Genomic DNA, 22,889 nt, shown 5'->3' on the forward strand with positions numbered 1-22,889 from the left:
CAGGGGGCGGAGTGCGGCGGCAAAGCCGCGCCCCGCCCCCCGCCCCGTACGGATTCAGCCCGAGCAGCCGCCGCACTGGCACGGGCCGCCCGACTGGCAGCCGCAGCCGCAGCCCGAGCCGCACCCGCAGGCGCCCAGTACGGGCAGCAACACCGCCTCGCGCGGCGCCTCCGCCCCGGAGTCGGTCGTCATGGGGGATTCGGCCATGGGGGTCCCTCCCTTTCGAGGCGCACATCGCCTCCCCCCATTGCATGCCCACTCGGACCGGCGCATCAACGGCGCATCGACGCCCGCGCCCCGTGCCGGACCGGCTCTACGCGCCGTCCACCGGCGCGTCCGCCGCCTGCAGCTCGTCCGCGTGCTCACCCGTCACCAGGTACACGACCCGCTTCGCCACCGACACCGCGTGGTCGGCGAACCGCTCGTAGTAGCGGCCGAGCAGGGTCACGTCGACCGCCGTCTCGATGCCGTGCTTCCAGCGGTCGTCGATCAGGTGCTGGAACAGCGTCCGGTGCAGCAGGTCCATCTCGTCGTCGTCCTGCTCCAGCTGGAGCGCCAGGTCGACGTCCTTCGTGATGATGACCTCCGCCGCCTTCGCCATCAGGCGCTGCGCCAGCTGCCCCATCTCCAGGATGGTCGCGTGCAGGTCCCGCGGCACCGCCGACTCCGGGAACCGCAGCCGCGCCAGCTTCGCCACGTGCTGGGCCAGGTCGCCCGAGCGCTCGAGGTCGGCGCTCATGCGCAGCGAGGTCACCACGATCCGCAGATCCGTCGCCACCGGCTGCTGCCGGGCGAGCAGTGCTATCGCCCGGGCCTCCAGGTCGTGCTGGAGGTCGTCGACCTTCTGGTCCGCCGCGATCACGCTCTCCGCGAGCTTGAGATCCGCGTCGAGCATCGCCGTCGTGGCGCGCCCGACGGCCGACCCGACGAGCCGGGCCATCTCGACCAGGCTTTCGCCGATCGAGTCGAGTTCCTCGTGGTACGCGTCCCGCATGGATGTCCCTCTCTACGCAAAGCTCCGGGGTCCGGGTGGGGCTTCGGACCCCCACGCTCCCACGTTCGGCCCCGTACGCGTCCGGTTCCACCCCCTCACATGAACCACCACCGTCACCGAGGTGAACTCTGGGCGACACGCGCCACCGCGCCCGTCAGGACAAATGAACCGGCCCCGTCCTCACGGTGAACTCTGGGCGACGACTGTTCGAGCAGCCACTCGGACGGCTGGGAGAGTGTCCGTGAGCACGCATAACCTTGAGGCATGGACGTGAACGCGGCGGTCGCCGCATTGGCCGCGATCGCCGGCGTGTGCACCGGCGTGATCGCCATGCTGGCGTTCCGCTGGAGCGAGCGCGACCAGGCGAGACCCACCCGTACCTCCCTGCACACCGACGCCGTGCTGCCGCCCGGCGTCGACACCGTGCTGTCCGTGCTGCGCTCCTCCGCGGTCGTCCTCGACGAGAGCGACTCCGTGGTGAAGGCCAGCTCGGCGGCGTACGCCCTCGGCCTGGTCAGGGGCGGGAAGCTGGCCATCGAGCCGATGCTCAACATGGCCCGTGACACCCGCCGCGACGGCGAGATACGACAGGTCGAACTGGACCTGGCCCGGCGTGGCGCCGGACGGGGCGAGGCCCTGGCCGTCTCCGCCCGGGTCGCCCCGCTGGGCTCGCGCCTGGTGCTGCTGCTGGTCGAGGACCTCACCGAGGCCCGCCGTATCGAAGCGGTACGGCGCGACTTCGTCGCCAATGTGAGCCATGAGCTCAAGACCCCCACGGGGGCGCTCTCCCTGCTCTCCGAGGCGGTCATGGACGCGTCGGACGACCCCGAGGCGGTCACCCGCTTCGCCGGCCGCATGCAGATCGAGGCGACCCGCCTCACCAACCTCGTACAGGAGCTCATCGACCTCTCCCGCGTGCAGAACGACGACCCGCTGGAAGACTCCGAGCCCGTGTCCGTGGACGAACTCGTCGCCGAGGCGATCGACCGCTCCCGGCAGCCCGCCTCCACCAAGCAGATCACCATGGTGTCGGGGGGCGCGGCCGACCTGTACGTCTGGGGGAGCCGCGGCCAGCTCGCGGCCGCCCTCGGCAACCTCGTGGAGAACGCCGTCAACTACTCACCGGCCCGTACGAGGGTGGGCATCGCAGCCCGCCACATCGCGGCACCCGGCGGGGACCTGATCGAGATAGCCGTCACCGACCAGGGCATAGGCATCTCCGAGCGGGACCGCGAGCGGATCTTCGAGCGCTTCTACCGCGTCGACCCGGCCCGCTCCCGTGCCACCGGCGGCACGGGGCTCGGGCTGGCGATCGTCAAGCACGTGGCCGCCTCGCACGGCGGAGAGGTCACCGTCTGGAGCACCGAGGGTCAGGGCTCCACCTTCACCTTGCGGCTGCCCGAGGCGGGCGCCGTACGGGACCGCCGACCCGCCTCGTCCCCCACGCCTGATCTCATGACCGAACCGCTTCCTGCCCCGGAGGTCCTTCCGTGACCCGAGTGCTCGTCGTCGAGGATGAGGAATCCTTCAGCGACGCCCTGTCGTACATGCTTCGCAAGGAAGGCTTCGAGGTCGCCGTGGCGGCGACCGGGCCCGACGGCCTCGACGAGTTCGAGCGCAACGGGGCCGACCTCGTCCTCCTCGACCTGATGCTTCCGGGGCTGCCCGGTACCGAGGTGTGCCGTCAGCTGCGCGGCCGCTCGAACGTCCCGGTCATCATGGTGACCGCCAAGGACAGCGAGATCGACAAGGTCGTCGGGCTGGAGATAGGAGCCGACGACTACGTGACGAAGCCCTTCTCCTCGCGGGAGCTGGTCGCCCGCATCCGCGCGGTCCTGCGCCGCCGCGGTGAGCCGGAGGAGGTCACGCCGGCGGCCCTGGAGGCCGGCCCGGTCCGGATGGACGTCGACCGTCACGTGGTGACGGTCTCGGGCGGCAAGGTCGATCTGCCCCTGAAGGAGTTCGACCTCCTGGAGATGCTGCTGCGCAACGCGGGCCGTGTGCTGACCCGTATGCAGCTCATCGACCGGGTCTGGGGCGCGGACTACGTCGGCGACACCAAAACCCTCGACGTCCACGTCAAGCGCCTGCGCGCGAAGATCGAGCCGGACCCGGGCGCCCCGCGCTATCTGGTGACGGTCCGCGGTCTTGGCTACAAGTTCGAGCCGTAGAGCGAAGCCGGAGCACGAAGGCCCGAGCACGAAGGCTGCCGCGCGAAGGCCGGAGCGCGTGAGCCGGAGAACGCGGGCCTGAGAGCGATGAACGCGTGAAAGGGGCGCCCCCACCGGGGGCGCCCCTTTCATGTCCGTACGGTCAGTGCCCGGCCGCGTGGCTGGCCTCGCCCGAAGGCTCGCCCGAGGCCTCGCCGCCGTGCTCGCCCTCGGCGCCGTGCTCACCCTCGGCCTCGCCCGAGGGCGACGCGGTGGCGCTGGGGGTGGCGCCCGGGGGAGCCGGGAGGATGCTCGGGCCGAAGTCCTTGAAGTAGTGCGTCGCCGGGACGACGAACGCGCTCAGGCCCACGTCGCCGGTCTCGCTCAGCTTGAAGACGACCCGCTGCGCGTCGCCGTCGCGGGTGGACTCGCTGCCGTTCTCGACGACGGCGGAGGCGTTGCCCTCGCCGCCGATGACGACGGAGCCGCCGGCCGGGACGACGATCGGGCCGGCGCCCGACGCGGCCTTCAGCGTCACGGTGGCGTTGCTGCCCGGCAGGCTGATCGACTCGATCGTCTGCGGCTGGCTCCCGTTGTTGAAGACGGTGGCCGAGACCGCGGCCGGGCCCTTGGCCACGTCCAGGGGCTGGGTGATCACGAGGGCGTTCTGGATCTTGACGTCGTCCACCGTGACGGCGGCGTTGTCCGGCCGGATGCCGAGCGTCTGCGCGTCGTTGCCCGCCCCGCAGGCGGACAGCGCGGCGATGGAGAACACGATGGCGGTGGCGGCGAGGGCGCCGCGTCGAAGGCTGCGGCTCACGGCGGCGGCATCTCCTAGGACGTACGGAACAGGCTAGGGACAGGCTTCGGAACCTTTGGAACCTTCGGAACCTTCGGAACCAAGGGCCAACTAAAGGTGCGTCAGCGCGCTTAGGTTACCGAGCCGCACTCTCCGTCCCGCACCCGACCCGCCCCTAACCGGTCCCGGGCGTCTCCGGGGGCGTCGCCAGGCCCTCCCCGATCGTCTTCGGCGACGATCCCGGCGGGCGGCGGGCATCGGCCGACGTGGCCGGATCACGACCCATTGACCTGTTGTTCACATAACCGCCTTGATCAATTCGAGGGCCGCCCCGCATTCCCCGGAGCCGTACCTCCGGAAAATCCCGGAGACGGGTCGGCTGATCAATTGCGGAATCACCGCGCGATGCATCCGTACGAGTGACCGATCCTCGAACGGAGTAGGTGAAGTAGAGTGCTCTGAACCCGACAAAACGGGGCATCACCCCTCCCCGGAGGGGCTCCGGGTAGGTGTAACGTGCGCGTTTCTCTCCGTCCACGCAGCCGCTCCGACCTGCGAATACCGCCTTCCGGAAGCCCTCCGCAGCACGTTCGTGATGCTGTTGTCAAGCCCTGAGATATGCCCTGACCTGCGAAAACGCCATTCAGAAGAAGCTGTATCCGTGTTACCCTGGATAGCCACGGAAGGGGTACCTGTCACATGACGTTCAAGGTTGGCGACACCGTGGTCTATCCCCATCACGGGGCCGCGCTGATCGAGGCCATCGAAACTCGCCAGATCAAAGGCGTGGACAAGACCTACTTGGTGCTCAAGGTCGCGCAGGGCGACCTGACGGTTCGTGTGCCGGCGGACAATGCGGAGTTCGTCGGTGTTCGCGATGTGGTCGGTCAGGACGGGCTGGACCGGGTCTTCGAGGTGCTGCGCGCACCGTACGCCGAAGAGCCGACGAACTGGTCCCGTCGCTACAAGGCAAATCTCGAGAAGCTCGCCTCCGGCGATGTCATCAAGGTCGCCGAAGTAGTACGCGACCTGTGGCGGCGCGAGCGCGAGCGCGGTCTCTCCGCCGGTGAGAAGCGCATGCTCGCCAAGGCTCGGCAGATCCTGGTCAGCGAGCTGGCCCTCGCGGAGAACACGAACGAGGACAAGGCCGAGGCTCTCCTCGACGAGGTCCTCGCGTCCTGAGCGTGCTCTGAAGACATCCGAGCGCGCTACCAAGTGAAGCAATGCCGCGGTGCCCGCTGGCGTGCTGTGATCCACACAGCGCTGCCGTCGGGCGCTGCGGCATATCCATGCCCGTACCGTCACGTACGGCACCTTCACGTACGACCCGTGCGGCACCCTGTACGTCGTCCTCTACGTACGGTCACGCACGCATCCACGTACGCATCATCCTGTGCGTACGTCCCCATCCCTCTCTTGCGTACTCACGTCCGAACCCCTGTGCTCGGGCGGCACGCCTCGACCGTCGTCACGGAAAGGGCCCGGTCAAGGCGGAGCGTCCGGCACGGTGAGGCCATACCCATGTCGGCCGCGGAAACAAACCTGCCGGAGTGCAACCGATGTCAGACGAAGCGCGTCCTCCTCGTACCGCCGTGGTGATCCCGGCGGCCGGACGGGGCGTACGCCTCGGCCCGGGCGCCCCCAAGGCGCTGCGCACGCTGAACGGCACCCCCATGCTCATCCACGCCGTCCGAGCGATGGCCGCCTCCCGCGCGGTCTCGCTCGTCGTCGTGGTCGCACCGTCCGACGGCGCTGCCGAGGTCAAGAACCTCCTCGACGCCCACGCCCTCCCCGAACGGACCGACTACCTCGTCGTCCCCGGCGGCGAGACCCGCCAGGAGTCCGTCCACCTCGGACTCCAGGCGCTTCCCGAGGGCATCGGCACCGTCCTCGTCCACGACGCGGCCCGCCCGCTCGTCCCCGTCGACACCGTGGACGCCGTGATCGAGGCCGTACGGGACGGGGCGGTCGCCGTCGTCCCCGCGCTGCCCGTCGCGGACACCGTCAAGGAGGTCGAGCCGGCCGAGAAGCCGGGAGACCCCGAGCAGGTCGTCGCCACCCCCGTCCGGGCCCGGCTCCGTGCCGTCCAGACCCCGCAGGGCTTCGACCACGACACCCTGGTCAACGCCCACGCCACCATCGCCCTCACCGGTGAGGGCGCCACCGACGACGCCGGCATGGTCGAGCGGCTCGGCGCGCCCGTCGTCGTCGTGCCCGGCCACGAAGAGGCCTTCAAGGTGACCCGCCCCCTCGACCTCGTCCTCGCCGAGGCCGTACTCGCCCGCAGGAGGGCCAACGATGGCTTCTGAGAACCACCCGAACACCCCCGTGCTGCCCCGCACCGGCATCGGCACCGACGTCCACGCCTTCGAGAAGGGCCGCGAACTCTGGTGCGCGGGCCTCCTCTGGGACGACTCCGCGAGCGACGGGTACGGCCTCGCCGGGCACTCCGACGGAGACGTCGCCGCCCACGCGGCCTGCGACGCGCTCTTCTCCGCCGCCGGCGTCGGCGACCTCGGCGCCCATTTCGGCACCTCCCGCCCCGAGTGGTCCGGCGCCTCCGGCGTCACCCTTCTCGCGGAGGCCGCCCGGATCGTCCGCGCCGAGGGGTACGAGATCGGCAACATCGCCGTGCAGGTCATCGGCGTCCGCCCCAAGGTCGGCAAGCGGCGCGACGAGGCCCAGAAGGCGCTGAGCGAGGCGGCCGGCGCACCGGTCTCCGTCTCCGGCACCACGACGGACGGGCTCGGACTGACCGGCCGGGCCGAGGGCCTCGCGGCGCTCGCGACGGCTCTCGTGTACCCGGTGGCCCGCGGGTGACGAGCCCGGCCGGACCGCCGCCGCCGCGTTCCGGGGCGTCGGTCGTCACGTTCACCGGTACCGGCATCCACCGGTACCGGTGAAAAACGTCGCCGGAGACGGGGAACAGGTATCGGGGCACTACCACACGCCCACTACCCTGGAGTGGTGACTATTCGCCTGTACGACACCAGCGCCCGGCAGATCCGTGACTTCACCCCGCTCACGCCGGGCCAGGTCTCGATCTACCTCTGTGGTGCCACCGTCCAGGCGGCCCCGCACATCGGCCACATCCGTTCGGGGCTGAACTTCGACATCATGCGCCGCTGGTTCGCGTACCGCGGCTACGACGTCACGTTCATCCGCAACGTCACCGACATCGACGACAAGATCATTGCCAAGGGCGCGGACCAGGGCCGCCCCTGGTGGTCCATCGGCTACGAGAACGAGCGCGCGTTCAACGCGGGCTACGACGCGCTCGGTTGCCTGCCGCCCACCTACGAGCCCCGCGCCACCGGGCACGTCCCCGAGATGATCGAGATGATGCGCGGCCTCATCGAGCGCGGTCACGCGTACGAGGCCGACGGCAGCGTCTACTTCGACGTGCGCTCCTTCCCGGGCTACCTGGAGCTGTCCAACCAGGACATCGACGACCTGCGGCAGCCCGCCGAGGACGGCATCACCGGCAAGCGCGACCCGCGCGACTTCGCGATGTGGAAGGCGACCAAGCCGGGCGAGCCCGACTGGGAGACCCCGTGGGGCCGCGGCCGCCCCGGCTGGCACCTGGAGTGCTCGGCCATGGCCCACAAGTACCTGGGCTCCGCCTTCGACATCCACGGCGGCGGCCTCGACCTGATCTTCCCGCACCACGAGAACGAGATCGCCCAGGCCAAGGCCTACGGCGACGAGTTCGCGCGGTACTGGGTGCACAACGCCTGGGTCACCATGAGCGGCGAGAAGATGTCGAAGTCGCTCGGCAACAGCGTGCTGGTGTCCGAGATGGTGAAGAACTGGCGCCCCATCGTCCTCCGCTACTACCTGGGCACCCCTCACTACCGCTCGATGATCGAGTACAGCGAGGAGTCCCTGCGCGAGGCCGAGTCGGCGTTCGCCCGGATCGAGGGCTTCATCCAGCGCGCCACCGAGAAGGCGGGCAAGGACGTCGCCCCCGCCGCCGAGGTGCCGCCGGCCTTCGCCGAGGCCATGGACGACGACCTGGGCGTGCCGCACGCGCTCGCGATCATCCACACCACCGTCCGCCAGGGCAACAGCGCCCTCGCCGCGGACGACAAGGACGAGGCCATCGCCCGCCTCGCCGAGGTCCGTGTCATGCTCGGCGTCCTCGGCCTCGACCCGCTCGACCCGCACTGGGCCGAGGAGACCGGTGGCGGCGAAGAGCTCCACGGCGCCGTCGACACCCTCGTACGCCTCGTGCTCGAGCAGCGCGAGTCGGCCCGTGAGCGCAAGGACTGGGCGACCGCGGACGCGATCCGCGACCAGCTCAACCAGTCCGGCCTCGCCATCGAGGACAGCCCCGACGGACCCCGCTGGACGCTGGGCAACCGTTAGAAGACGTGCCGCTCGGGGCTCCGGGCGGCACACTTCAGTTACAGACCTTGTACGCGGGCCGAGTACGCCTCCGTACGCAACACCGAGGATTAGGTAGTCATGGCCGGGAACAGCCAGCGCAGGAACCGTCGCACGTCCAACAAGAAGGGTGCGACGATCGGCAGCGGTGGCCAGCGGCGCAAGGGCCTCGAAGGCAAGGGCCCGACGCCCAAGGCCGAGGCCCGCAAGGGCCACAAGGCATACCGCGTCTCCAACGCGATGGCCCGCAACGTGGCCAAGCGCAAGCCCGTCGTCCGCCGCGGCGGCAAGGGCCAGTCCGAGATGGTCGTCGGCCGCAACCCGGTCTTCGAGGCCCTGCGCGACGGCGTGCCCGCCACGACCCTGTACGTGCAGCAGTTCATCGACAACGACGAGCGCGTGCGCGAGGCCCTGAACCTCGCCACCGGCCGCGGCAACATCAACATCATGGAGGCGCCGCGCCCCGAGCTCGACCGGATGACGAACGGCCTCAACCACCAGGGCCTCGTCCTCCAGGTCCCGCCGTACGAGTACGCGCACCCCGAGGACCTCGTCACGGCCGCGTTCGACGACCACGACGACCCGCTGATCGTCGCCCTCGACGGCATCACCGACCCGCGCAACCTCGGCGCCGTCGTCCGCTCCGTCGCCGCCTTCGGCGGCCACGGCGTCGTCGTCCCCGAGCGCCGCGCCGCCGGTATGACCGCCGGTGCCTGGAAGACCTCGGCCGGCACCGCCGCCCGTACCCCGGTCGCCCGCGCCACCAACCTGACGCGCTGCCTGGAGCAGTACCAGAAGGCCGGTGTCACGGTCGTCGGCCTCGCCGCCGACGGCGACCGCGACGTGCACGAGCTGGAGGAGCTGGGCGGTCCGGTCGTCATCGTCGTCGGCTCCGAGGGCAAGGGCCTGTCCCGCCTCGTCGGCGAGACCTGCGACTTCCTCGTCCGCATCCCGATGCCGGGCGGCGCCGAGTCGCTCAACGCCGGTGTCGCCGCCGGTGTCGTGCTCTACGAGGCCGCACGCCGCCGGATGGCCTGACCCGAACGGGTCACTCCCGGCCGTGGCGTGATCTTGACGGGTCTCGGACATTTCCCATCCGTCAAGGCAGTGTCCTAAACCCAGATCACTCGGTTAGATGAGTGTGGACACCAGAACGCCCCGGCCGGGGTTCGACGATCAGCCCGCGTTGAGCATGGTCAAGGTGGATTCCGATCCCGCCCAGGTGATCGTGAACCACGCCAGCTTCCGTGTGCGGCTCGCGCCCGCCGTGCAGCCGAAGATCGGCGCAGGCGCCCGCGCCGCAGCCCTGTCCGGGGCCGCGGCCGGAGCGGGCGGCGCACGCCGCCGTCCCGTCGTATGGACCGGAAAGTCCTCACCGGGCGCCACCGGCCTCCTCCAGGCCGTGCGCGAGTCCTCCGTCTCCACGCTCGACCCGGCCGTCGGTCACGGCGGGCACGGTGGTCACCCGGGTCTGGACGCGGGCTCCACCCAGGCCATCCCCCGTTTCGACGAGACGATGCCCAACCCCGTGGTGACGGCCGACTCCGGCCCGCTGCTGCCGCCGATGCGCCGCGCCGAGGGCGCGTACGACGAGGTGTACGACCTCCGGCCCGAGACCGGCGGCGGAACGGACGCGTACGAGGACGAGACGGCCGACGGCCGGCCGCAGCGCCACGGACAGGACACCGTCCGGCACGCCTACTACCCCGGCCGCCGGATGAACCTCGGCGTCGTCCTCCTCCCGCTCCGCGTCTTCCTCGGCTTCATCTCCATCTACGCGGGCATGGGCAAGCTCTGCGACCCCGTCTACTTCGACGGCGGCGAGCGCGGCTCCATGGTGAAGTGGCTCAACTCCCTCCACCCCTGGGCCCTCGCCGAACCGCTCCGCGACTTCGCCCTCCAGCACCCCGTCGGCGCCGGACTCACCGTCGCCTTCCTCCAGGTCGTCGTCGGCGTCCTCACCGTCCTCGGACTCTGGCAGCGGGTCGCCGCCGTCGTCGGTGCCATGCTCTCCGCCGCGCTCATCCTGACCGTCAGCTGGAAGACCGTCCCGGTCTACGACTCCGCCGACATCATCTATCTGGCCGCCTGGTCCCCGCTGATCATCGCCGGCGCCCCCGTCTACTCGCTCGACGGCCGCCTCGCCGGAGAGGCCTGGCGCACCCTCGGCCCGCGCGCCGACCTCTGGGACCTCCGCCGGCGCGTGATGCGCCGCAGCACCCTGCTCGCCTCCGTCGTCGTCGGTCTCACCCTGCTCATCGGCTCCGTCCTCGGCGGCGCCGTCCGCTCCACCGAGATGGTCACCGTCCCGGGCCCCAACGACGACCCGATCAACCACCTCCCGGGCCGGCCGCTCCCCACGGAGCCGACGCGCCGCGCCCCCTCCTCCCAGGCCGCGTCCAGCACGCCCGCCCCCGCCGCGACCAGCGAGGCCCCGGCGGAGCGCGAGGAGACGCAGGAGGCGTCCCGTCCCACCGAGACCACCCGCGAGTCCACCCGGACCCAGGAGCAGCGTCCGACGGCCACGCAGGGCAGCAGCACCGGCGGCAGCAGCCGTACGCCCACCCAGTCCAAGCCGGCCCCGCCGCCGTCCACCAGCGACAGCCCGACCACCACGGGCGGCACGTCGGGCGGCGGCTCAGGCGGCGGTTCGACCGGCTCGCCGGGCACGCCGTCCGAGAGCGGCTCGACGTCGGGCGGGGCGAGGAACCCGATCGGCGGCCTGCTGGGCTGACGGCCCGTCCGTACGGCACACAGGGCCCGAAACACGGGAAGGGCGGTACCGCGTCATGCGACGCGGTACCGCCCTTCCCGTATGCCCGACGGCGCTCAGCCCCGCTGCGCGGCGAGCTCCTTCGCGGCCTCGGTGAGGTCCTTGGCGGTGTCGATGGCCCTCCAGTACGCCCCCTGGGGCAGCGGGAAGCCGGCCAGGCGCTGCTCACGGGCGAGCCGGGGGAAGGTGGTGCGCTCGTGGTCGCCGAGGTCGGGCAGCAGCTCCGTGAAGGCCGCGGAGAAGACGTACACACCGGCGTTGATGAGGAACGGCGACGGCGGCGCCTCGATGAAGTCGGTGATGTGCCCGAACGTGTCGGTCTCGACGGCGCCCCACGGGATCCGGGGGCGGGCCAGGGCGAGGGTGGCGAGGGCGTCGCGCTCCGCGTGGAAGGCGGCCATCTCGCGCAGCGAGAAACGGGTCCAGATGTCGCCGTTGGTGGCGTACCAGGGCTGGTCCGGCGAGGGCAGATGCGCGGCGGCGTACTTGAGGCCGCCACCTCGGCCCAGCGGCTCGGTCTCGACGACCGTGGTCACCTTGAGCGGAAGGTCGGCGCCGTCGAGCCACTCCTGGAGCACCTCGGCGAGATGGCCGCAGGAGACGACGGCGTCGGTCACGCCCTCGGCGGCCAGCCAGGAAAGCTGATGACCGATGATCGGGGTCCCGGTGCCCGGGATCTCGACCATCGGCTTGGGGCGGTCGTCGGTGTAGGGGCGCAGCCGAGAGCCCTGGCCGCCCGCCAGGACCACGGCCTGCGTCGGAGAGGTGTGCATAGGGGGAACGATAGGCGCCCCGTACGCGAGAGGTCCGGACGTACGGGGCCGGGACTGCGCGAGGTCCGGACGCGGGGGTCCGGACGCGCGACGTGGCTCAGTGTCCGAGGCTCAGTGTCCGACTGCTCAGCGGCTCGGCTGCTCAGCTCGCGCGCATCACGCCGGTGGCGTACGCGGTGTCGCAGACCGGGCGGGAGTAGGACTGGGCGCGGGAGGGGCCGTACTGCTCGACGGCGGCGCGGCCGAGGGAGCGGGCGATGGACATGCAGTGCTTGGCGAGGGAGGGCCGGTTCTCCACCTCGCGCTGGAGGTGGGTGAGGGCCGTGCCGGGGTCCTTCTCCTGGAGCTCGGCCAGGAGCTGGTCGCGCAGAATGTCCTGCGGGGCACGGGACTTGGCCCGGACGGAGACCTCGGAGGAGGATGCCGTGAGCTGGGTCCCGGAGTCCTGGCCGGCCCACGGAACGGCGGACACCGCGAGCGTTCCCGAGAGCACCAGGACGACGGGCAGGACGAGGGCGAGAGAGCGGCCGATTCGGCGGGCAGTGTGCGTCACGCAGGCGAGCGTAGCGGGCGGTAGTGATATGGCGACATTTAGTCACTCTCGCGGGGGATGGTTCGAAGTGGCTTTTCGAATCCCGTGTTGACGCGCGGGGTGGGGTCGGGCCCGGAATGCCGGGGTTTTCGGCGGTAAACCCCCAGAGACACTCCCACTGAGGCGAACGGCCCCGCACCCGTGAAGGATGCGGGGCCGTTCGGCCACACCGGGAGCCGTCGAGGCTCAGTCGCTGAGGCGGGCGCCCGTGGACGTCGAGAACACGTGGAGCTCGGACGCGCGCGGCACGACGTGCAGCGTGGTGCCCTTGGCGGGGACGTCACGGCCGCCGACGCGGACGACCAGGTCCTTGTCCTCGCCGCCGACGCGGGTGGAGCCGTACACGAAGCCGTCGGAGCCGAGCTCCTCGACGACGTTGACGGTGACGGCGAGGCCGTCCTTGCCGGTGGGGCCCTGCACGTCGAAGTGCTCGGGGCGGACGCCGACGGTCACGGTGGTGTCGCCGTTGGCGGAAGCGGCGGCGATGGCGTCACGGGAGACCGGGACGATGCTGTTGCCGAACTTCACGCCGCCGTCGGTGATCGGGACCTCGACCAGGTTCATGGCGGGGGAGCCGATGAAGCCGGCGACGAAGAGGTTCGCGGGCTTGTCGTACATGTTGCGCGGGGAGTCGACCTGCTGGAGAAGACCGTCCTTGAGGACCGCGACGCGGTCGCCCATGGTGAGGGCCTCGGTCTGGTCGTGGGTGACGTAGACCGTGGTGATGCCCAGACGGCGCTGGAGACCGGCGATCTGCGTACGGGTCGAGACACGGAGCTTGGCGTCGAGGTTCGACAGCGGCTCGTCCATGAGGAAGACCTGCGGCTCACGCACGATGGCACGACCCATGGCGACACGCTGACGCTGACCGCCGGAGAGCGCCTTCGGCTTGCGGTCGAGGTACTCGGTGAGGTCCAGGATCTTCGCGGCCTCTTCGACCTTGGCGCGGATCTCGGACTTGTTCACACCGGCGATCTTGAGCGCGAAGCCCATGTTGTCGGCGACGGTCATGTGCGGGTACAGCGCGTAGTTCTGGAACACCATCGCGATGTCCCGGTCCTTGGGCGGCAGGTGCGTGACGTCGCGGTCACCGATGCGGATGGAGCCGGCGTTGACGTCCTCGAGACCCGCGAGCATGCGCAGGGAGGTCGACTTGCCACAGCCGGAGGGCCCGACGAGGACGAGGAACTCGCCGTCGGCGATCTCGATGTCGAGCTGGTCGACGGAGGGCTTGGTGGCACCGGGGTACACCCGGGTCGCCTTGTCGAAAGTGACGGAAGCCATGGTGATGTGTCCCTTCACCGGCAGGAACGTGCCGGACGATCCGAGTAAAGGAAGGATTGAGGTCTAGTCCACCTGGATGAACTCCACGTGACGCTACCTGGCGCCGCCCGATCTGTCAGCACTCCGCAGCGGGTGAGATTTCCGACCGCTCCCGGGACGTCGTTGGTTACACTGCACTCGCTGCCTCCTTAGCTCAGCTGGCCAGAGCACCGCTCTTGTAAAGCGGGGGTCGTCGGTTCGAACCCGACAGGGGGCTCAAGGTAGGAAACGCGAAGACCCCCGACCGATCTTGGTTGGGGGTCTTCGACATCTACGGGTGACATCAACGGCGCCGGTCGGCCGAGGACGACTACGAGCGCGCGGAGCGAAATGCGGATGCCGGCTCCCGGGCCTGCCGGGCAGGATCACGCCATGTCGACCGACGTCAGCGGAATGATCGAGTGCCGTCCGGGGGCCCGGCTGTGGGGCGTGGACGATGAGGACACCGTCTGGGAAGCGGGCATCGACCTCTTCCTGCTGAACAGGGGCAACGCCTACGACGGTCTGGCCTGCCTCTTCGGGGTCCGCAACTACTTCGGCTTCCGCCCGCTTGCCGAGGACCGTGGCTTCCCGGACGACGCGTCGGAAGGGCTGCGTAGCCTCGGCGAAATCCACGGCGCGGAGAACGTGCGTCTTGTCGTCTGGTTCCACTGACTCAACCCCATGCTGAACGTGGGGTTGAGCCAGACCCTGTGTCCGCTCCACGGTGGGAGGGTCGACGGCAGACGGGGCGGGAGCTGAGCTTGAGGGGTGGGATGAGATGCGCGCCAGGGCTAGGGTGCGGCAGGGGAGGTGGGAGATGGCAGGCAAGAGCGAGTGGCAGAACCACCCGCATGGGTACCTCGTGATCCTTACGCTTCTACTGGTCTTCTTGATCGTCGAGGACGACACCGTCACCCGGATCCTCCTGGGCTGGGGGCTCTTCTCGGGTGCCGTCGTCTACGGGCGCGAGTGGGCGAAACGTAGTAGCCGGAAGGCCACTGACTGATCCGGCCAGTTCCGCGCATCGGCGCCGGTTCTCGCGAGGGAGAGGTGTGCGAGCGGTCCTCGGTCAGGGGCGGTTCGCCGGACCCCAACTTCCATTGGTTGCGCAGGTGAAGCGCAGGGCTGTCATCCCGTCGTTCGTTCACTCCGCGATTCGGGAGGCGGCCTGTTCCCAGGGGGTCGGCTCTTTCGTGTCCTCGTCATCGGCGGCGTCTTCCCGGTACCAGCCCTTTTCGGCGAGCCAGGTTTCGAGCCACTCGGCCAGGCTTTCTCCGTCGACGAACCAGGCGGTGGCTCCGTCGTCGTCAATGGCGTTCGGTTCGAAGAGGAGGACCGGGGCGGTTTCGGTGCGGCAGTCCACCGCGGCGTACATGGCGCAGCCCCAGTCGATGATCGGCAGTACGCCCGCCGGCCAGTACGGTGTCGCGTCCTCGGCCGAGGCGGATCGTTCGGACCGGTACTCGCTCAGCACCGTGCGTCCTGACCCGACGAGCGGGAGAAGCTGGTAGTCGGGGCCCCAGCCACCGTTGGCGACGTCCCGATACAGACTCGCCAGCAGGGGCGGGAGCCCGAAGCCGAGTGCTGCCTCTGCCGAGGCGAGCTCCTCGGCGGTGGCGGCGGGAGGCAAGGTCGTGGAAGTGGCCTTGGCCTTCGCCGTTACGCGGGCGACGAGATCTTCGAGGGGTGTCATGTGCGCGATCTTGGCAGCCGCCTACGACATCGATGGGTGAACGAGGGTGCGGAACCGTTCACTTGGTCCCAGCGTCGAAAGGCCATGACTGAGAGAGCTGGACGCATCATCGTCGCCCTCACCCTCGCGCTGGTCACCGGGGCGGCCACCGGCTGCGCCAAGGCCGACGGCGGTACGGAGGCCGTCCGGGCCACGCCGACCGCCCAGGCCACGCCGTCCGTCCGGGCCACGCCGTCCCCCCGGGTGATTCCCTTCGAGCTCTATACGCATTGCGGCATCGACGAGGCCCGTATCGGCTCCACGTACTTCGAAGCGGAGACCCCGCTCTCCGACGGTTCGGGGAACCCGCCCGACGGGTGGGGCAACCCGACCCAGCTCGGCACGATGACCCTGAAGTCCGAGACGGAGGCCGTGTTCACCGACGATGCCGGGCACGAGGTGAAGTTCCGTGCCCGGCCCGGTGCGCGTGCCTTCAAGCACATCTGCGCCTAGTGCGCGGTGGGAGGGGCCGGCGGGGCCGGGAACCTCGAAACCGTGGGTGAGTGGGTGGGGGCCGGTGCGGCAGTCGCCGGCCGAGGGAGGGACGTCCGGAGCCCTGGTGTGGCACGATCGGCCGCGTGGAGTGGATGACTCTCGCGGGGACCGGACTCGGTGCCGTGCTCGGTGTCGGGGCGACGCTGCTCGGTGAGCAGATACGTTGGCGGCGATCCGTCCGGAGCGGTGTACTGCAGGATCGGCAGAACATGTACGTCGATTGCCTGGTGACGCTCCGTCGGGCGCACGAGGCCATGCGGCTGGCCGCCGACGAGGACCACGCCGACCCGCAGGTCAGGGCGGCCAGGATCCGGCAGGCCTTCCAGGGCGCCGGGTGCGACGAGGCGCGTGAGCGGGTCATTCTCACGGCGGGCGCCGATGTGGCCACCGCCATAGACGCTTCGTACCACTCGCTGCGTCAGGTCCGCGAAACGCTGGCGTCCGGGCACACGCTGGCCTCCGAGGAGTACCAGGACGCCCGGCAGGCCCACGGGGACGCGACCCGGGCGGCCCGTACCGTCCTCCGTCGGGATCTCACCGCCCTGGAAGTCTGAACAGCCGCCGGACGGTTACCGGACGACGAAGTTGTGCGCCGGGATGATCGTGGGCTGCAGGTCGGCGTGACCGAGGTCCGCCAGGATCGGGCCGAAGAGCTTCGCGTGCTCTTCGAGGGCCTCCGCGCTCTCCCAGACCTCCGTCACGCGGAAGCCTCCGTCGACCGGGCCCGCCGCGTGGGAGACGAGACCGGTGTTCGGCAGGTCCGCGAACCGCGTGAATCCCCGCCCGTCCGTCACTCGGTCGATGACGGTGTCGTACAGCTCCTGCCCGGCGCCGGGCAGGTCGAAGGTGACGATGATGGCCATGCGGATGCCCCTGTCTCGTTCCGCCGCGGGCTGCGGCAACGCCCGTGATCCTAGCGCTATGTGACGGGATGAGTTCGGAGAGTGGCGGGGCGGGTGCTGTGCCTTCGGTCGGGTGAGGCGCGCCGTGCCGGGCGGTTCGTCGGCGACCGCCCGTCACCGAATCGGTGCGTGACGTGGGCAGGGCGCGGGGTGAGGAAGGTGCGGCGTTCCTGTGTCCCGGGACGTTGCGGTCCGGGACACTTGTTCCTTACGGGGGCGTTCAGGTGGCGTGGGGTGTTGTGGGGAGGGGTGCGCGGATGAGTCGGCGTTCCGGTGGGCTGATCGGGGTCTGGGCCGAACAGCAGCGGGTGGCGCAGCGGCAGCGGGAGGGGCAGCACCAGGCGGTGTTGCGGCAGCAGCGGGACGCGGAACGCGTGCAGCGGGCGTACGAGCGGGACGTCGCCCGGATGCAGCGGGAGCAACGGGCCGCCTATCGGCAGCAGCGGGACGCGGACGCCCTGCGGCGGACCCAGGAGTTGGACGCGCGCGTGGCCGCGCTCGAGGGGCTGCTGGCGGCCGGGTGCCGGGCTCCCGTCTTCTCCGTCGCGACCCTGCGGCGGACCGAGGACGTCGAGGCGTTCGCCCCCGGGCCGCTGGCGGAGCCCGTACCCATGCCCGATCAGCGGTTCTATCAGCCTCAGGGCGGTGCCTGGACCGCTTCCGGGCGGGCCCAGGCCGAGCGGGACGCGCGGGCCCGGTTCGAGCGGGACTGGTACGCCGCGCAGGCCGCGGAGGCCCGGCGGGTCGAGCAGCTCGCCGCCTACCGGCGGGAGTACGACGCCTGGGCCGCGGCCCGGCTCGCCGAGATCCGGTCGCACAACGCCGGGCTCGCCGGGACCGAGGCGGCTTTGCGGGCCGGTGAGGCCGCGACCGTCGTGGAGTTCTTCTCCGCCGTCCTCTTCGCCTCCACCGCCTGGCCGGAGGGATTCCCCCGAGAGGTGTCCGCCGCTTACGAGCGCGGTGGGCGCGGGCTCGTTCTCGACTGGGATCTGCCGGGGTACGAGGTCGTTCCCGAGGCCAAGGGAGTGAAGTACCTGCCCAGCACCGATCAGGAGAAGGAGGTCCCGCGGCCCGTCACGCAGCGGCGGGCGCTCTACCGGGACGTGCTCGCGCAGAGCCTGTTGCTCGCCGCGCGGGAGCTCTTCGGGGCCGATCGGTTCGGCGCCCTGGAGCAGGTCGCGCTCAACGGCTACGTGGGCGGGGTCGATCCCGCCACCGGGCTTCCGGCCCGGGTGTGCGTGGCCACCGTCGTCGTGGGGCGGGAGGCCTTCGAGCGGCTGAACCTCGAGAGGGTCGGCGCCGTGGAGTGTCTGACCGGCGCCCTGGACGGGCGGCTCTCCGCCAAGCCCGACGAGCGGGTGGCCGTGCCGCCGATGGTGACCCCCGACCAGGTCGGTTCGGACGTGGTCGTTCAGGGCGACGGGGAGGAGCCCGATCTGCTCGCCATGGATCCCATCGCCTTCGAGGGGCTGGTCGCCGAGCTGTTCCGCGCCCGTGGGCTCCAGGCCCTGACCACCCGCCGGTCCAACGACGGCGGCGTGGACGTCGAGGCCCTCGACCCCGATCCCATCAGCGGCGGCTCGATCCTCGTCCAGGTCAAGCGGTACCGGAACACGGTTCCCCCCTCCGCCGTGCGCGACCTCTACGGGACCGTCCAGGGCGCCGGGGCCAACAAGGGGGTCCTCGTCACGACCTCCAAGTTCGGCCCCGGCTCGTACACCTTCGCCAACGGCAAGCCCCTCACCCTGATCTCCGGGACCGAACTCGTCGATCTGCTCCACCAGCACGGCCTGCGGGGGCGGTTGGGGTCCGGGAGCCCTGCCGCCCCGGCGGCGGCCGCCACCGCCGCACCGGCTCCCGCCGAGGCCGACGCCGACTTCAATCTGCTCGGCATGGACTGGTCGGGGGCCGCCGCGCTCGATGTGTGCGCGCTGGTCTGCTCGGGCAACCGGGTGCTCGGCGACGAGTGGTTCGTCTTCTTCAACAACCCCTCCACGCCCGACGGTTCCGTGTCGATGGTCGCCGCCCCTGCCGGCGACCGGGCCGCCGTGCGCGTCGGCTTCGACGCCCTCCCGGACCGGGCCGACCGCCTGGTGCTCGTCGCGGCGGTCGACCCGGAGGTCAACCCCGACGCGGATCTCGGGGGCTTCACCGATGCCGGGATCCGGCTCCGCGACGACTCCGGCGTCGAGCTCGACCGGCTGGTGGTGTCCGACGGGCGGCCCGGCGAGACCGCGCTCGTCCTCGGGTCCTTCCGGCGGCGCTCCGGCGGCGACTGGGACTTCGTCCTGGGCGGGAAGGGGTACCGGGGCGGGCTCGAGGAGCTCGTCGGGGATTTCGGGATCCAGGTGGAGTGAGTCCGGTAGCCCGGGCAGGCGGGGGCAGACGGGTAGCCGGGGAGTCGGGCAGTTGGGCGGACAGGTCGCCGGGCAGGTGGGCAGGCAGGTGGCCGGTCCTGTGGTCTGCCCGCCCTGCCCGGCGGTTCGTCTGTCGGTCAGGGGCAGGTGTGGGGGGTGGGAGCGGTTCGCGTTTCCCTTGCCCCTCCTGCCCCCTCCGGATCGTTCAGCGGCCGCTCAGGCGGTTCGCCAGGACCGCCACCCTGTCCGTCGTCGCCGTGTGCCCCGTCGCCTCGCGGCGGTCCGCGCCCCGGAAGGCCGCGTACATCGTCTGCACGCCGAGCCAGCGCAGCGGCTCCGGTTCCCACTTGCGGACCTTGTGGTTCACCCAGGGGAGGGCCGTGAGGTCCGTGGGGCCCGACTGGCCCGAGTCCTGCTGGATCAGGTCGCGGAGCGTGCGGGCCGCGAGGTTCGCCGTGGCGACTCCCGAGCCCACGTAGCCGCCCGCCCAGCCGAGGCCCGTCGAGCGGTCGAGGGTGACCGTGGCGCACCAGTCCCGCGGGACGCCGAGGACACCGGACCAGGCGTGGTCCACCCGTACCCCCGCCAGCTGGGGGAAGAAGCGGACCAGGATCTCGCGGAGCGCCTCGATCGTCCCCGGCTGGGTGCGGCCGTCGTTGTCGGTCTTCGAGCCGAATCGGTACGGGACCCCCCGGCCGCCCAGGGCGATGCGGCCGTCGGCGGTGCGCTGGGCGTACATGTAGGCGTGCGCCATGTCGCCGAGGGTCTCGCGGCCGTCCCAGCCGATCGACTCCCACTGCGCGTCGGTGAGCGGCGCGGTGGCGATCATCGAGGAGTTCATCGGCAGCCAGGTGCGGCGCTGGCCGGCCAGGGAGGCGGTGAAGCCCTCGGTGCAGCGCAGGACGTACGGGGCGCGGACGGTGCCGTACGGGGTGACCGCGTGCTTCGGCTTGATCTCGGTGACCGGGGTCGACTCGTGGATGGTGACGCCGAGCGCCTCGACGGCGGCCGCGAGCCCCTTGACCAGCTTCACGGGGTGGAGGCGGGCGCCGTGCGGGGTCCAGGAGGAGCCGACCGCGCCGGTGACGCGGATGCGCTCGGAGGTCTCGCGGGCCCCGTACATCTCCCGGTCCGTCTCGCCGAAGGCGATCTCGACGGCGTGGAAGTCCTTGAGGCGGGCGAGCTGGGCGGGGGAGAGGGCGACCTCCAGGACGCCGCCGCGGTGCTGGTCCGCCTCGATCTTCTCGGTCTCGCAGACGTCGAGGACCTCGGTGACGGTGGCGTTCATGGCCTGCTGGAGGCGGACGGCGGCCTCGTGGCCGTGGAGCTTGGCGTAGCGGTCGCGTCCGGCGATGCCGTTGTAGAGCCAGCCGCCGTTGCGCCCGGAGGCCCCGTACCCGCAGAACTTCGCTTCGAGGACGGTGATGTTGAGGAAGGGGACGGCCTTCTTGAGGTAGTAGGCGGTCCACAGGCCCGTGTAGCCGCCGCCGACGATGCAGACGTCCGCGGTGGTGTCGCCGGGGAGCGGCTCGCGGGGGTCGGGGGCGCCGTCCTGTGCGTACCAGAACGAGATGCCGCCGTTGACCGTACTCATGTGTTTTCCCTCTTCCGGGTGCGTGGGCGGAGGTTACCCGGGGCCTTGGTCCTGTGGATACAGGCCGTTCGGCGGCGATTCCCCGACGGGGCCCGGCCTGGGTTCGAGGGTGCGTGTCACCGGCGCGCCGGGCGGGCGCCGGGTGCGGATCTCGTTGCTCCGGAAGGACTCTCCCATGCCCGTACGAAGGACCCGGCGGGTGGTCGCCGCGGCCGTTTCGGCAGGTCTCATCGGCCTTGCGGCGGTGGGCTGTTCGCAGGAGGGGGCGCCTGCGGCGGGGGCCGCGACGGCCGGTTCCGCCGAGCGGCCGGACGCTCTCGCCGGCCTCCCGGCGGCCGTGGACGGTACGAAGATCGTCGTCGGGGAGGCGAAGGCCCCGCACGCGGTCACGGTGTACGTCGATCCCCGGTGCGGCTACTGCGCGAAGTTCGAGGCGAGCGCCGGGACGGTCCTCGCGGGGGAGGCCGCGGCCGGCACGGTGAAGGTCGAGTACGTCGTCGCCTCCTTCCTCGACGCGCGGACCGGCGGCACGGCCTCGGCGCGGGCCGCGAACGCGCTGCGGGCGTCGGTGGACGCGGGGCCGGGGAGGTTGTCGGCGTTCCAGGCGGCGCTCTTCGCCGCGCAGCCGGGGGAGGGGTCGGGCGTGGGCGAGGGGGCGGGGGCCTCCGGGGGCGCGGGAGGTTCTGGTGCCGCGGGCGACTCCGGGGCCGCCGGCGGCTCCGGGGGGCCGGACGGCTTCTCGGCCGAGCACCTGCTGCGGATCGCGGACCGGGTCGAGGGGCTGCGGAGCGCCGCCTTCGACCGGGCCGTACGGGAGAACACCCACCGGGAGTGGGTGGCGGACGCCGAGAAGGCCTTCGAGGCCTCGGGGGTGGGCGGCACGCCGACCGTGCTCGTGGACGGGGCCGCGCTGCCCGGTGGGGACGCCCTCTACGACGCCGCCGAATTCTCGAAGGCGCTGCGCGACGCCGGTGTCTAGGCTCGTGGGGTGATTCACGTACCGGAGGAACTGGCCGCGTCGCAGGCGAAGTACAACGGTGAGGCGGGGCGGGCGTTCGTCGCCGCGCTGCCGGAACGGGCCGAGGAGTTCCTCGGCCGGTGGGGGCTACGGGTCACGGGGCCCTCCATGTACGGGATGGCCTCCCTCGTCCTGCCCGTCGAACGGGCCGCGGACGGCACGCGGGCCGCGCTGAAGATGCAGATCCTGGACGACGAGACCGAGGGCGAACCGATCGGACTGCGCGTCTGGGACGGGGCCGGTGTGGTGCGGCTCCTCGACCACGACGCCGCCACGGGGACGATGCTCCTCGAACGGCTTGACGAGGCACGGCCGTTGACGTCCGTCGCCGACACCCGGGAGGCGCTCGACGTCGTCGCCGGACTCCTCGCCCGGCTGGTCGCGGTCCCGGCGCCCCAGGGGCTGCGCGGCCTCGGCGACATCGCGGCCGGGATGCTCGCCGAGGTGCCGGGAGCGGCGGAACGCCTCGACGCGGAGGACGCGGCCGTACTGCGGGACTGCGCGGCCGCGGTACGGGAGGTCGCGGGCGAACCGGGCGACCGGCTCCTCCACTGGGACCTGCACCTGGGCAACATCCTGGCGGCCGAGCGGGAACCCTGGCTGGCGATCGACCCGAAGCCGCTCGCGGGAGACCCGGGCTTCGACCTGCTGCCGGCGCTGCTGGACCGCTTCGATCCGGACGATGTCCTGTGGAGGTTCGACCTGCTGGCCGAGGTCGTCGGGGACCGGGAGCGGGCGGTGGCGTGGACGCTGGGGCGGGTGCTGCAGAACGGCCTGTGGGACGTGGAGGACGGGGAGGACGGGCTCGACGAGGAGCAGGTGGAGGTCGCGCGGATCCTGCGGGAGCGGAGGGCGTGATCGGGGCCGGCTGGACTTCATCAGGGGGATGGGGCTGACCGGCCTGGTCGGGGGCTTGAGCGCGGCTTGAGCAGAGGCATGAGCGGGGCTTGGGCTGCGCTTGGGCGGGGTTGGAACGGGCTTGGACGGGGCTGGACCGGGCATGAGCGGGGGCTCGGAGA

24 protein-coding genes and 1 tRNA gene are annotated in these 22,889 nt (G+C 71.3%); 16 read left to right on the forward strand and 9 right to left on the reverse strand.

Going from position 1 to position 22,889, the window contains the following annotated elements:
* Positions 1–54: 54 nt before the first annotated feature.
* Positions 55–207, reverse strand: coding sequence for a hypothetical protein (locus IE311_RS27295; RefSeq protein WP_189834484.1), 153 nt, complete (start codon positions 205–207; stop codon positions 55–57).
* A 106-nt stretch (positions 208–313) separates the two neighbouring features.
* The gene (gene phoU / locus IE311_RS27300) at positions 314–994 is read right to left on the reverse strand and encodes a phosphate signaling complex protein PhoU (protein ID WP_189834485.1); all 681 of its coding nucleotides are present in this window, start codon (positions 992–994) and stop codon (positions 314–316) included.
* Between the two features lie 264 nt (positions 995–1,258).
* Here phoU and IE311_RS27305 point away from each other — a divergent pair, with 264 nt between their 5' ends.
* A complete protein-coding gene (locus IE311_RS27305; protein ID WP_189834486.1) occupies positions 1,259–2,488 on the forward strand; it encodes a sensor histidine kinase in 1,230 nt (409 codons plus the stop codon).
* Entirely contained in the window at positions 2,485–3,165 is a 681-nt protein-coding gene (locus IE311_RS27310; protein WP_017242433.1) for a response regulator transcription factor, read from the forward strand. Before IE311_RS27305 ends, IE311_RS27310 begins: the two co-directional genes overlap by 4 nt.
* Positions 3,166–3,307: 142 nt before the next feature.
* Here IE311_RS27310 and IE311_RS27315 read toward each other — a convergent pair whose 3' ends face one another.
* The gene (locus tag IE311_RS27315; RefSeq protein WP_189834487.1) at positions 3,308–3,964 is read right to left on the reverse strand and encodes a DUF461 domain-containing protein; all 657 of its coding nucleotides are present in this window, start codon (positions 3,962–3,964) and stop codon (positions 3,308–3,310) included.
* Between the two features lie 678 nt (positions 3,965–4,642).
* Here IE311_RS27315 and IE311_RS27320 point away from each other — a divergent pair.
* The 6 genes from IE311_RS27320 to IE311_RS27345 all read left to right on the forward strand — a co-directional run bounded on the left by IE311_RS27320 (position 4,643) and on the right by IE311_RS27345 (position 11,063).
* On the forward strand, positions 4,643–5,125 hold the full coding sequence (locus IE311_RS27320; protein ID WP_003953493.1) for a CarD family transcriptional regulator: 483 nt from the start codon (positions 4,643–4,645) through the stop codon (positions 5,123–5,125).
* 377 nt (positions 5,126–5,502) lie between these two features.
* The gene (gene ispD, locus IE311_RS27325) at positions 5,503–6,252 is read left to right on the forward strand and encodes a 2-C-methyl-D-erythritol 4-phosphate cytidylyltransferase (protein ID WP_189834488.1); all 750 of its coding nucleotides are present in this window, start codon (positions 5,503–5,505) and stop codon (positions 6,250–6,252) included.
* A complete protein-coding gene (ispF, locus tag IE311_RS27330) occupies positions 6,242–6,763 on the forward strand; it encodes a 2-C-methyl-D-erythritol 2,4-cyclodiphosphate synthase (protein WP_189834489.1) in 522 nt (173 codons plus the stop codon). The genes ispD and ispF overlap by 11 nt, the downstream gene beginning before the upstream one ends.
* Before the next feature lie 147 nt (positions 6,764–6,910).
* A complete protein-coding gene (gene cysS / locus IE311_RS27335; RefSeq protein ID WP_189834490.1) occupies positions 6,911–8,311 on the forward strand; it encodes a cysteine--tRNA ligase in 1,401 nt (466 codons plus the stop codon).
* A 99-nt stretch (positions 8,312–8,410) separates the two neighbouring features.
* On the forward strand, positions 8,411–9,367 hold the full coding sequence (rlmB, locus tag IE311_RS27340) for a 23S rRNA (guanosine(2251)-2'-O)-methyltransferase RlmB (RefSeq protein ID WP_189834491.1): 957 nt from the start codon (positions 8,411–8,413) through the stop codon (positions 9,365–9,367).
* A 97-nt stretch (positions 9,368–9,464) separates the two neighbouring features.
* A complete protein-coding gene (locus tag IE311_RS27345) occupies positions 9,465–11,063 on the forward strand; it encodes a DoxX family membrane protein (RefSeq protein WP_189834492.1) in 1,599 nt (532 codons plus the stop codon).
* Positions 11,064–11,158: 95 nt separating this feature from the next.
* Here the strand turns inward: IE311_RS27345 and IE311_RS27350 are convergent, their stop codons facing one another.
* The 3 genes from IE311_RS27350 to IE311_RS27360 all read right to left on the reverse strand — a co-directional run bounded on the left by IE311_RS27350 (position 11,159) and on the right by IE311_RS27360 (position 13,751).
* Positions 11,159–11,875: a nucleotidyltransferase family protein gene (locus IE311_RS27350; protein ID WP_189834493.1), complete on the reverse strand. Its 717-nt coding sequence runs from the start codon at positions 11,873–11,875 to the stop codon at positions 11,159–11,161.
* A 142-nt stretch (positions 11,876–12,017) separates the two neighbouring features.
* The gene (locus IE311_RS27355; protein ID WP_189834494.1) at positions 12,018–12,428 is read right to left on the reverse strand and encodes a hypothetical protein; all 411 of its coding nucleotides are present in this window, start codon (positions 12,426–12,428) and stop codon (positions 12,018–12,020) included.
* 225 nt (positions 12,429–12,653) lie between these two features.
* Positions 12,654–13,751, reverse strand: coding sequence for an ABC transporter ATP-binding protein (locus IE311_RS27360; protein WP_189834495.1), 1,098 nt, complete (start codon positions 13,749–13,751; stop codon positions 12,654–12,656).
* Between the two features lie 182 nt (positions 13,752–13,933).
* Between IE311_RS27360 and IE311_RS27365 the strand changes: the two genes are divergently transcribed.
* The 3 genes from IE311_RS27365 (at position 13,934) to IE311_RS27375 (ending at position 14,778) form a co-directional block, all read left to right on the forward strand.
* Positions 13,934–14,007, forward strand: a tRNA-Thr gene (locus tag IE311_RS27365).
* Between the two features lie 155 nt (positions 14,008–14,162).
* On the forward strand, positions 14,163–14,444 hold the full coding sequence (locus tag IE311_RS27370) for a hypothetical protein (RefSeq protein ID WP_189834496.1): 282 nt from the start codon (positions 14,163–14,165) through the stop codon (positions 14,442–14,444).
* Between the two features lie 145 nt (positions 14,445–14,589).
* Positions 14,590–14,778 (forward strand): hypothetical protein, encoded by a 189-nt coding sequence (locus IE311_RS27375; protein ID WP_189834497.1) that lies wholly within the window; start codon positions 14,590–14,592, stop codon positions 14,776–14,778.
* Between the two features lie 138 nt (positions 14,779–14,916).
* On the opposite strand, the gene IE311_RS27380 is transcribed toward IE311_RS27375, so the two are convergent.
* Complete coding sequence (locus IE311_RS27380) at positions 14,917–15,465, reverse strand: SMI1/KNR4 family protein (RefSeq protein WP_189834498.1); 549 nt, start codon at positions 15,463–15,465, stop codon at positions 14,917–14,919.
* Between the two features lie 84 nt (positions 15,466–15,549).
* On the opposite strand from IE311_RS27380, the gene IE311_RS27385 reads away from it, so the two are divergent.
* The gene (locus IE311_RS27385) at positions 15,550–15,957 is read left to right on the forward strand and encodes a hypothetical protein (RefSeq protein ID WP_189834499.1); all 408 of its coding nucleotides are present in this window, start codon (positions 15,550–15,552) and stop codon (positions 15,955–15,957) included.
* A 125-nt stretch (positions 15,958–16,082) separates the two neighbouring features.
* On the forward strand, positions 16,083–16,553 hold the full coding sequence (locus IE311_RS27390; protein WP_189834500.1) for a hypothetical protein: 471 nt from the start codon (positions 16,083–16,085) through the stop codon (positions 16,551–16,553).
* A gap of 15 nt (positions 16,554–16,568) precedes the next feature.
* Here the strand turns inward: IE311_RS27390 and IE311_RS27395 are convergent, their stop codons facing one another.
* On the reverse strand, positions 16,569–16,862 hold the full coding sequence (locus tag IE311_RS27395; protein ID WP_189834501.1) for a hypothetical protein: 294 nt from the start codon (positions 16,860–16,862) through the stop codon (positions 16,569–16,571).
* A gap of 296 nt (positions 16,863–17,158) precedes the next feature.
* On the opposite strand from IE311_RS27395, the gene IE311_RS27400 reads away from it, so the two are divergent.
* Positions 17,159–19,258, forward strand: coding sequence for a restriction endonuclease (locus tag IE311_RS27400; protein WP_189834502.1), 2,100 nt, complete (start codon positions 17,159–17,161; stop codon positions 19,256–19,258).
* Between the two features lie 205 nt (positions 19,259–19,463).
* Here IE311_RS27400 and IE311_RS27405 read toward each other — a convergent pair whose 3' ends face one another.
* Positions 19,464–20,852: an NAD(P)/FAD-dependent oxidoreductase gene (locus tag IE311_RS27405; RefSeq protein WP_189834503.1), complete on the reverse strand. Its 1,389-nt coding sequence runs from the start codon at positions 20,850–20,852 to the stop codon at positions 19,464–19,466.
* A 175-nt stretch (positions 20,853–21,027) separates the two neighbouring features.
* Between IE311_RS27405 and IE311_RS27410 the strand changes: the two genes are divergently transcribed.
* Entirely contained in the window at positions 21,028–21,831 is an 804-nt protein-coding gene (locus IE311_RS27410) for a DsbA family protein (protein ID WP_189834504.1), read from the forward strand.
* Positions 21,832–21,840: 9 nt separating this feature from the next.
* Positions 21,841–22,728, forward strand: a complete 888-nt coding sequence (locus IE311_RS27415) for an aminoglycoside phosphotransferase family protein (protein ID WP_189834505.1) — start codon at positions 21,841–21,843, stop codon at positions 22,726–22,728.
* Positions 22,729–22,889 lie beyond the last annotated feature (161 nt).

The organism is Streptomyces zaomyceticus, from assembly GCF_014656215.1.
Lineage (GTDB): Bacteria > Actinomycetota > Actinomycetes > Streptomycetales > Streptomycetaceae > Streptomyces > Streptomyces zaomyceticus.

Excerpts from the sequence above, each read along its gene's own strand:
- IE311_RS27360 (WP_189834495.1), bottom strand. The coding sequence starts at position 13,751 with ATGGCTTCCGTCACTTTCGACAAGGCGACCCGGGTGTACCCCGGTGCC.
- IE311_RS27370 (WP_189834496.1), top strand. The coding sequence starts at position 14,163 with ATGTCGACCGACGTCAGCGGAATGATCGAGTGCCGTCCGGGGGCCCGG.
- IE311_RS27295 (WP_189834484.1), bottom strand. The coding sequence starts at position 207 with ATGGCCGAATCCCCCATGACGACCGACTCCGGGGCGGAGGCGCCGCGC.
- rlmB (WP_189834491.1), top strand. The coding sequence starts at position 8,411 with ATGGCCGGGAACAGCCAGCGCAGGAACCGTCGCACGTCCAACAAGAAG.
- IE311_RS27375 (WP_189834497.1), top strand. The coding sequence starts at position 14,590 with ATGGCAGGCAAGAGCGAGTGGCAGAACCACCCGCATGGGTACCTCGTG.
- ispF (WP_189834489.1), top strand. The coding sequence starts at position 6,242 with ATGGCTTCTGAGAACCACCCGAACACCCCCGTGCTGCCCCGCACCGGC.
- IE311_RS27405 (WP_189834503.1), bottom strand. The coding sequence starts at position 20,852 with ATGAGTACGGTCAACGGCGGCATCTCGTTCTGGTACGCACAGGACGGC.
- ispD (WP_189834488.1), top strand. The coding sequence starts at position 5,503 with ATGTCAGACGAAGCGCGTCCTCCTCGTACCGCCGTGGTGATCCCGGCG.
- IE311_RS27380 (WP_189834498.1), bottom strand. The coding sequence starts at position 15,465 with ATGACACCCCTCGAAGATCTCGTCGCCCGCGTAACGGCGAAGGCCAAG.
- IE311_RS27385 (WP_189834499.1), top strand. The coding sequence starts at position 15,550 with ATGACTGAGAGAGCTGGACGCATCATCGTCGCCCTCACCCTCGCGCTG.
- IE311_RS27345 (WP_189834492.1), top strand. The coding sequence starts at position 9,465 with ATGAGTGTGGACACCAGAACGCCCCGGCCGGGGTTCGACGATCAGCCC.
- IE311_RS27400 (WP_189834502.1), top strand. The coding sequence starts at position 17,159 with ATGAGTCGGCGTTCCGGTGGGCTGATCGGGGTCTGGGCCGAACAGCAG.
- IE311_RS27305 (WP_189834486.1), top strand. The coding sequence starts at position 1,259 with ATGGACGTGAACGCGGCGGTCGCCGCATTGGCCGCGATCGCCGGCGTG.
- IE311_RS27350 (WP_189834493.1), bottom strand. The coding sequence starts at position 11,875 with ATGCACACCTCTCCGACGCAGGCCGTGGTCCTGGCGGGCGGCCAGGGC.
- IE311_RS27395 (WP_189834501.1), bottom strand. The coding sequence starts at position 16,862 with ATGGCCATCATCGTCACCTTCGACCTGCCCGGCGCCGGGCAGGAGCTG.
- phoU (WP_189834485.1), bottom strand. The coding sequence starts at position 994 with ATGCGGGACGCGTACCACGAGGAACTCGACTCGATCGGCGAAAGCCTG.
- IE311_RS27320 (WP_003953493.1), top strand. The coding sequence starts at position 4,643 with ATGACGTTCAAGGTTGGCGACACCGTGGTCTATCCCCATCACGGGGCC.
- IE311_RS27410 (WP_189834504.1), top strand. The coding sequence starts at position 21,028 with ATGCCCGTACGAAGGACCCGGCGGGTGGTCGCCGCGGCCGTTTCGGCA.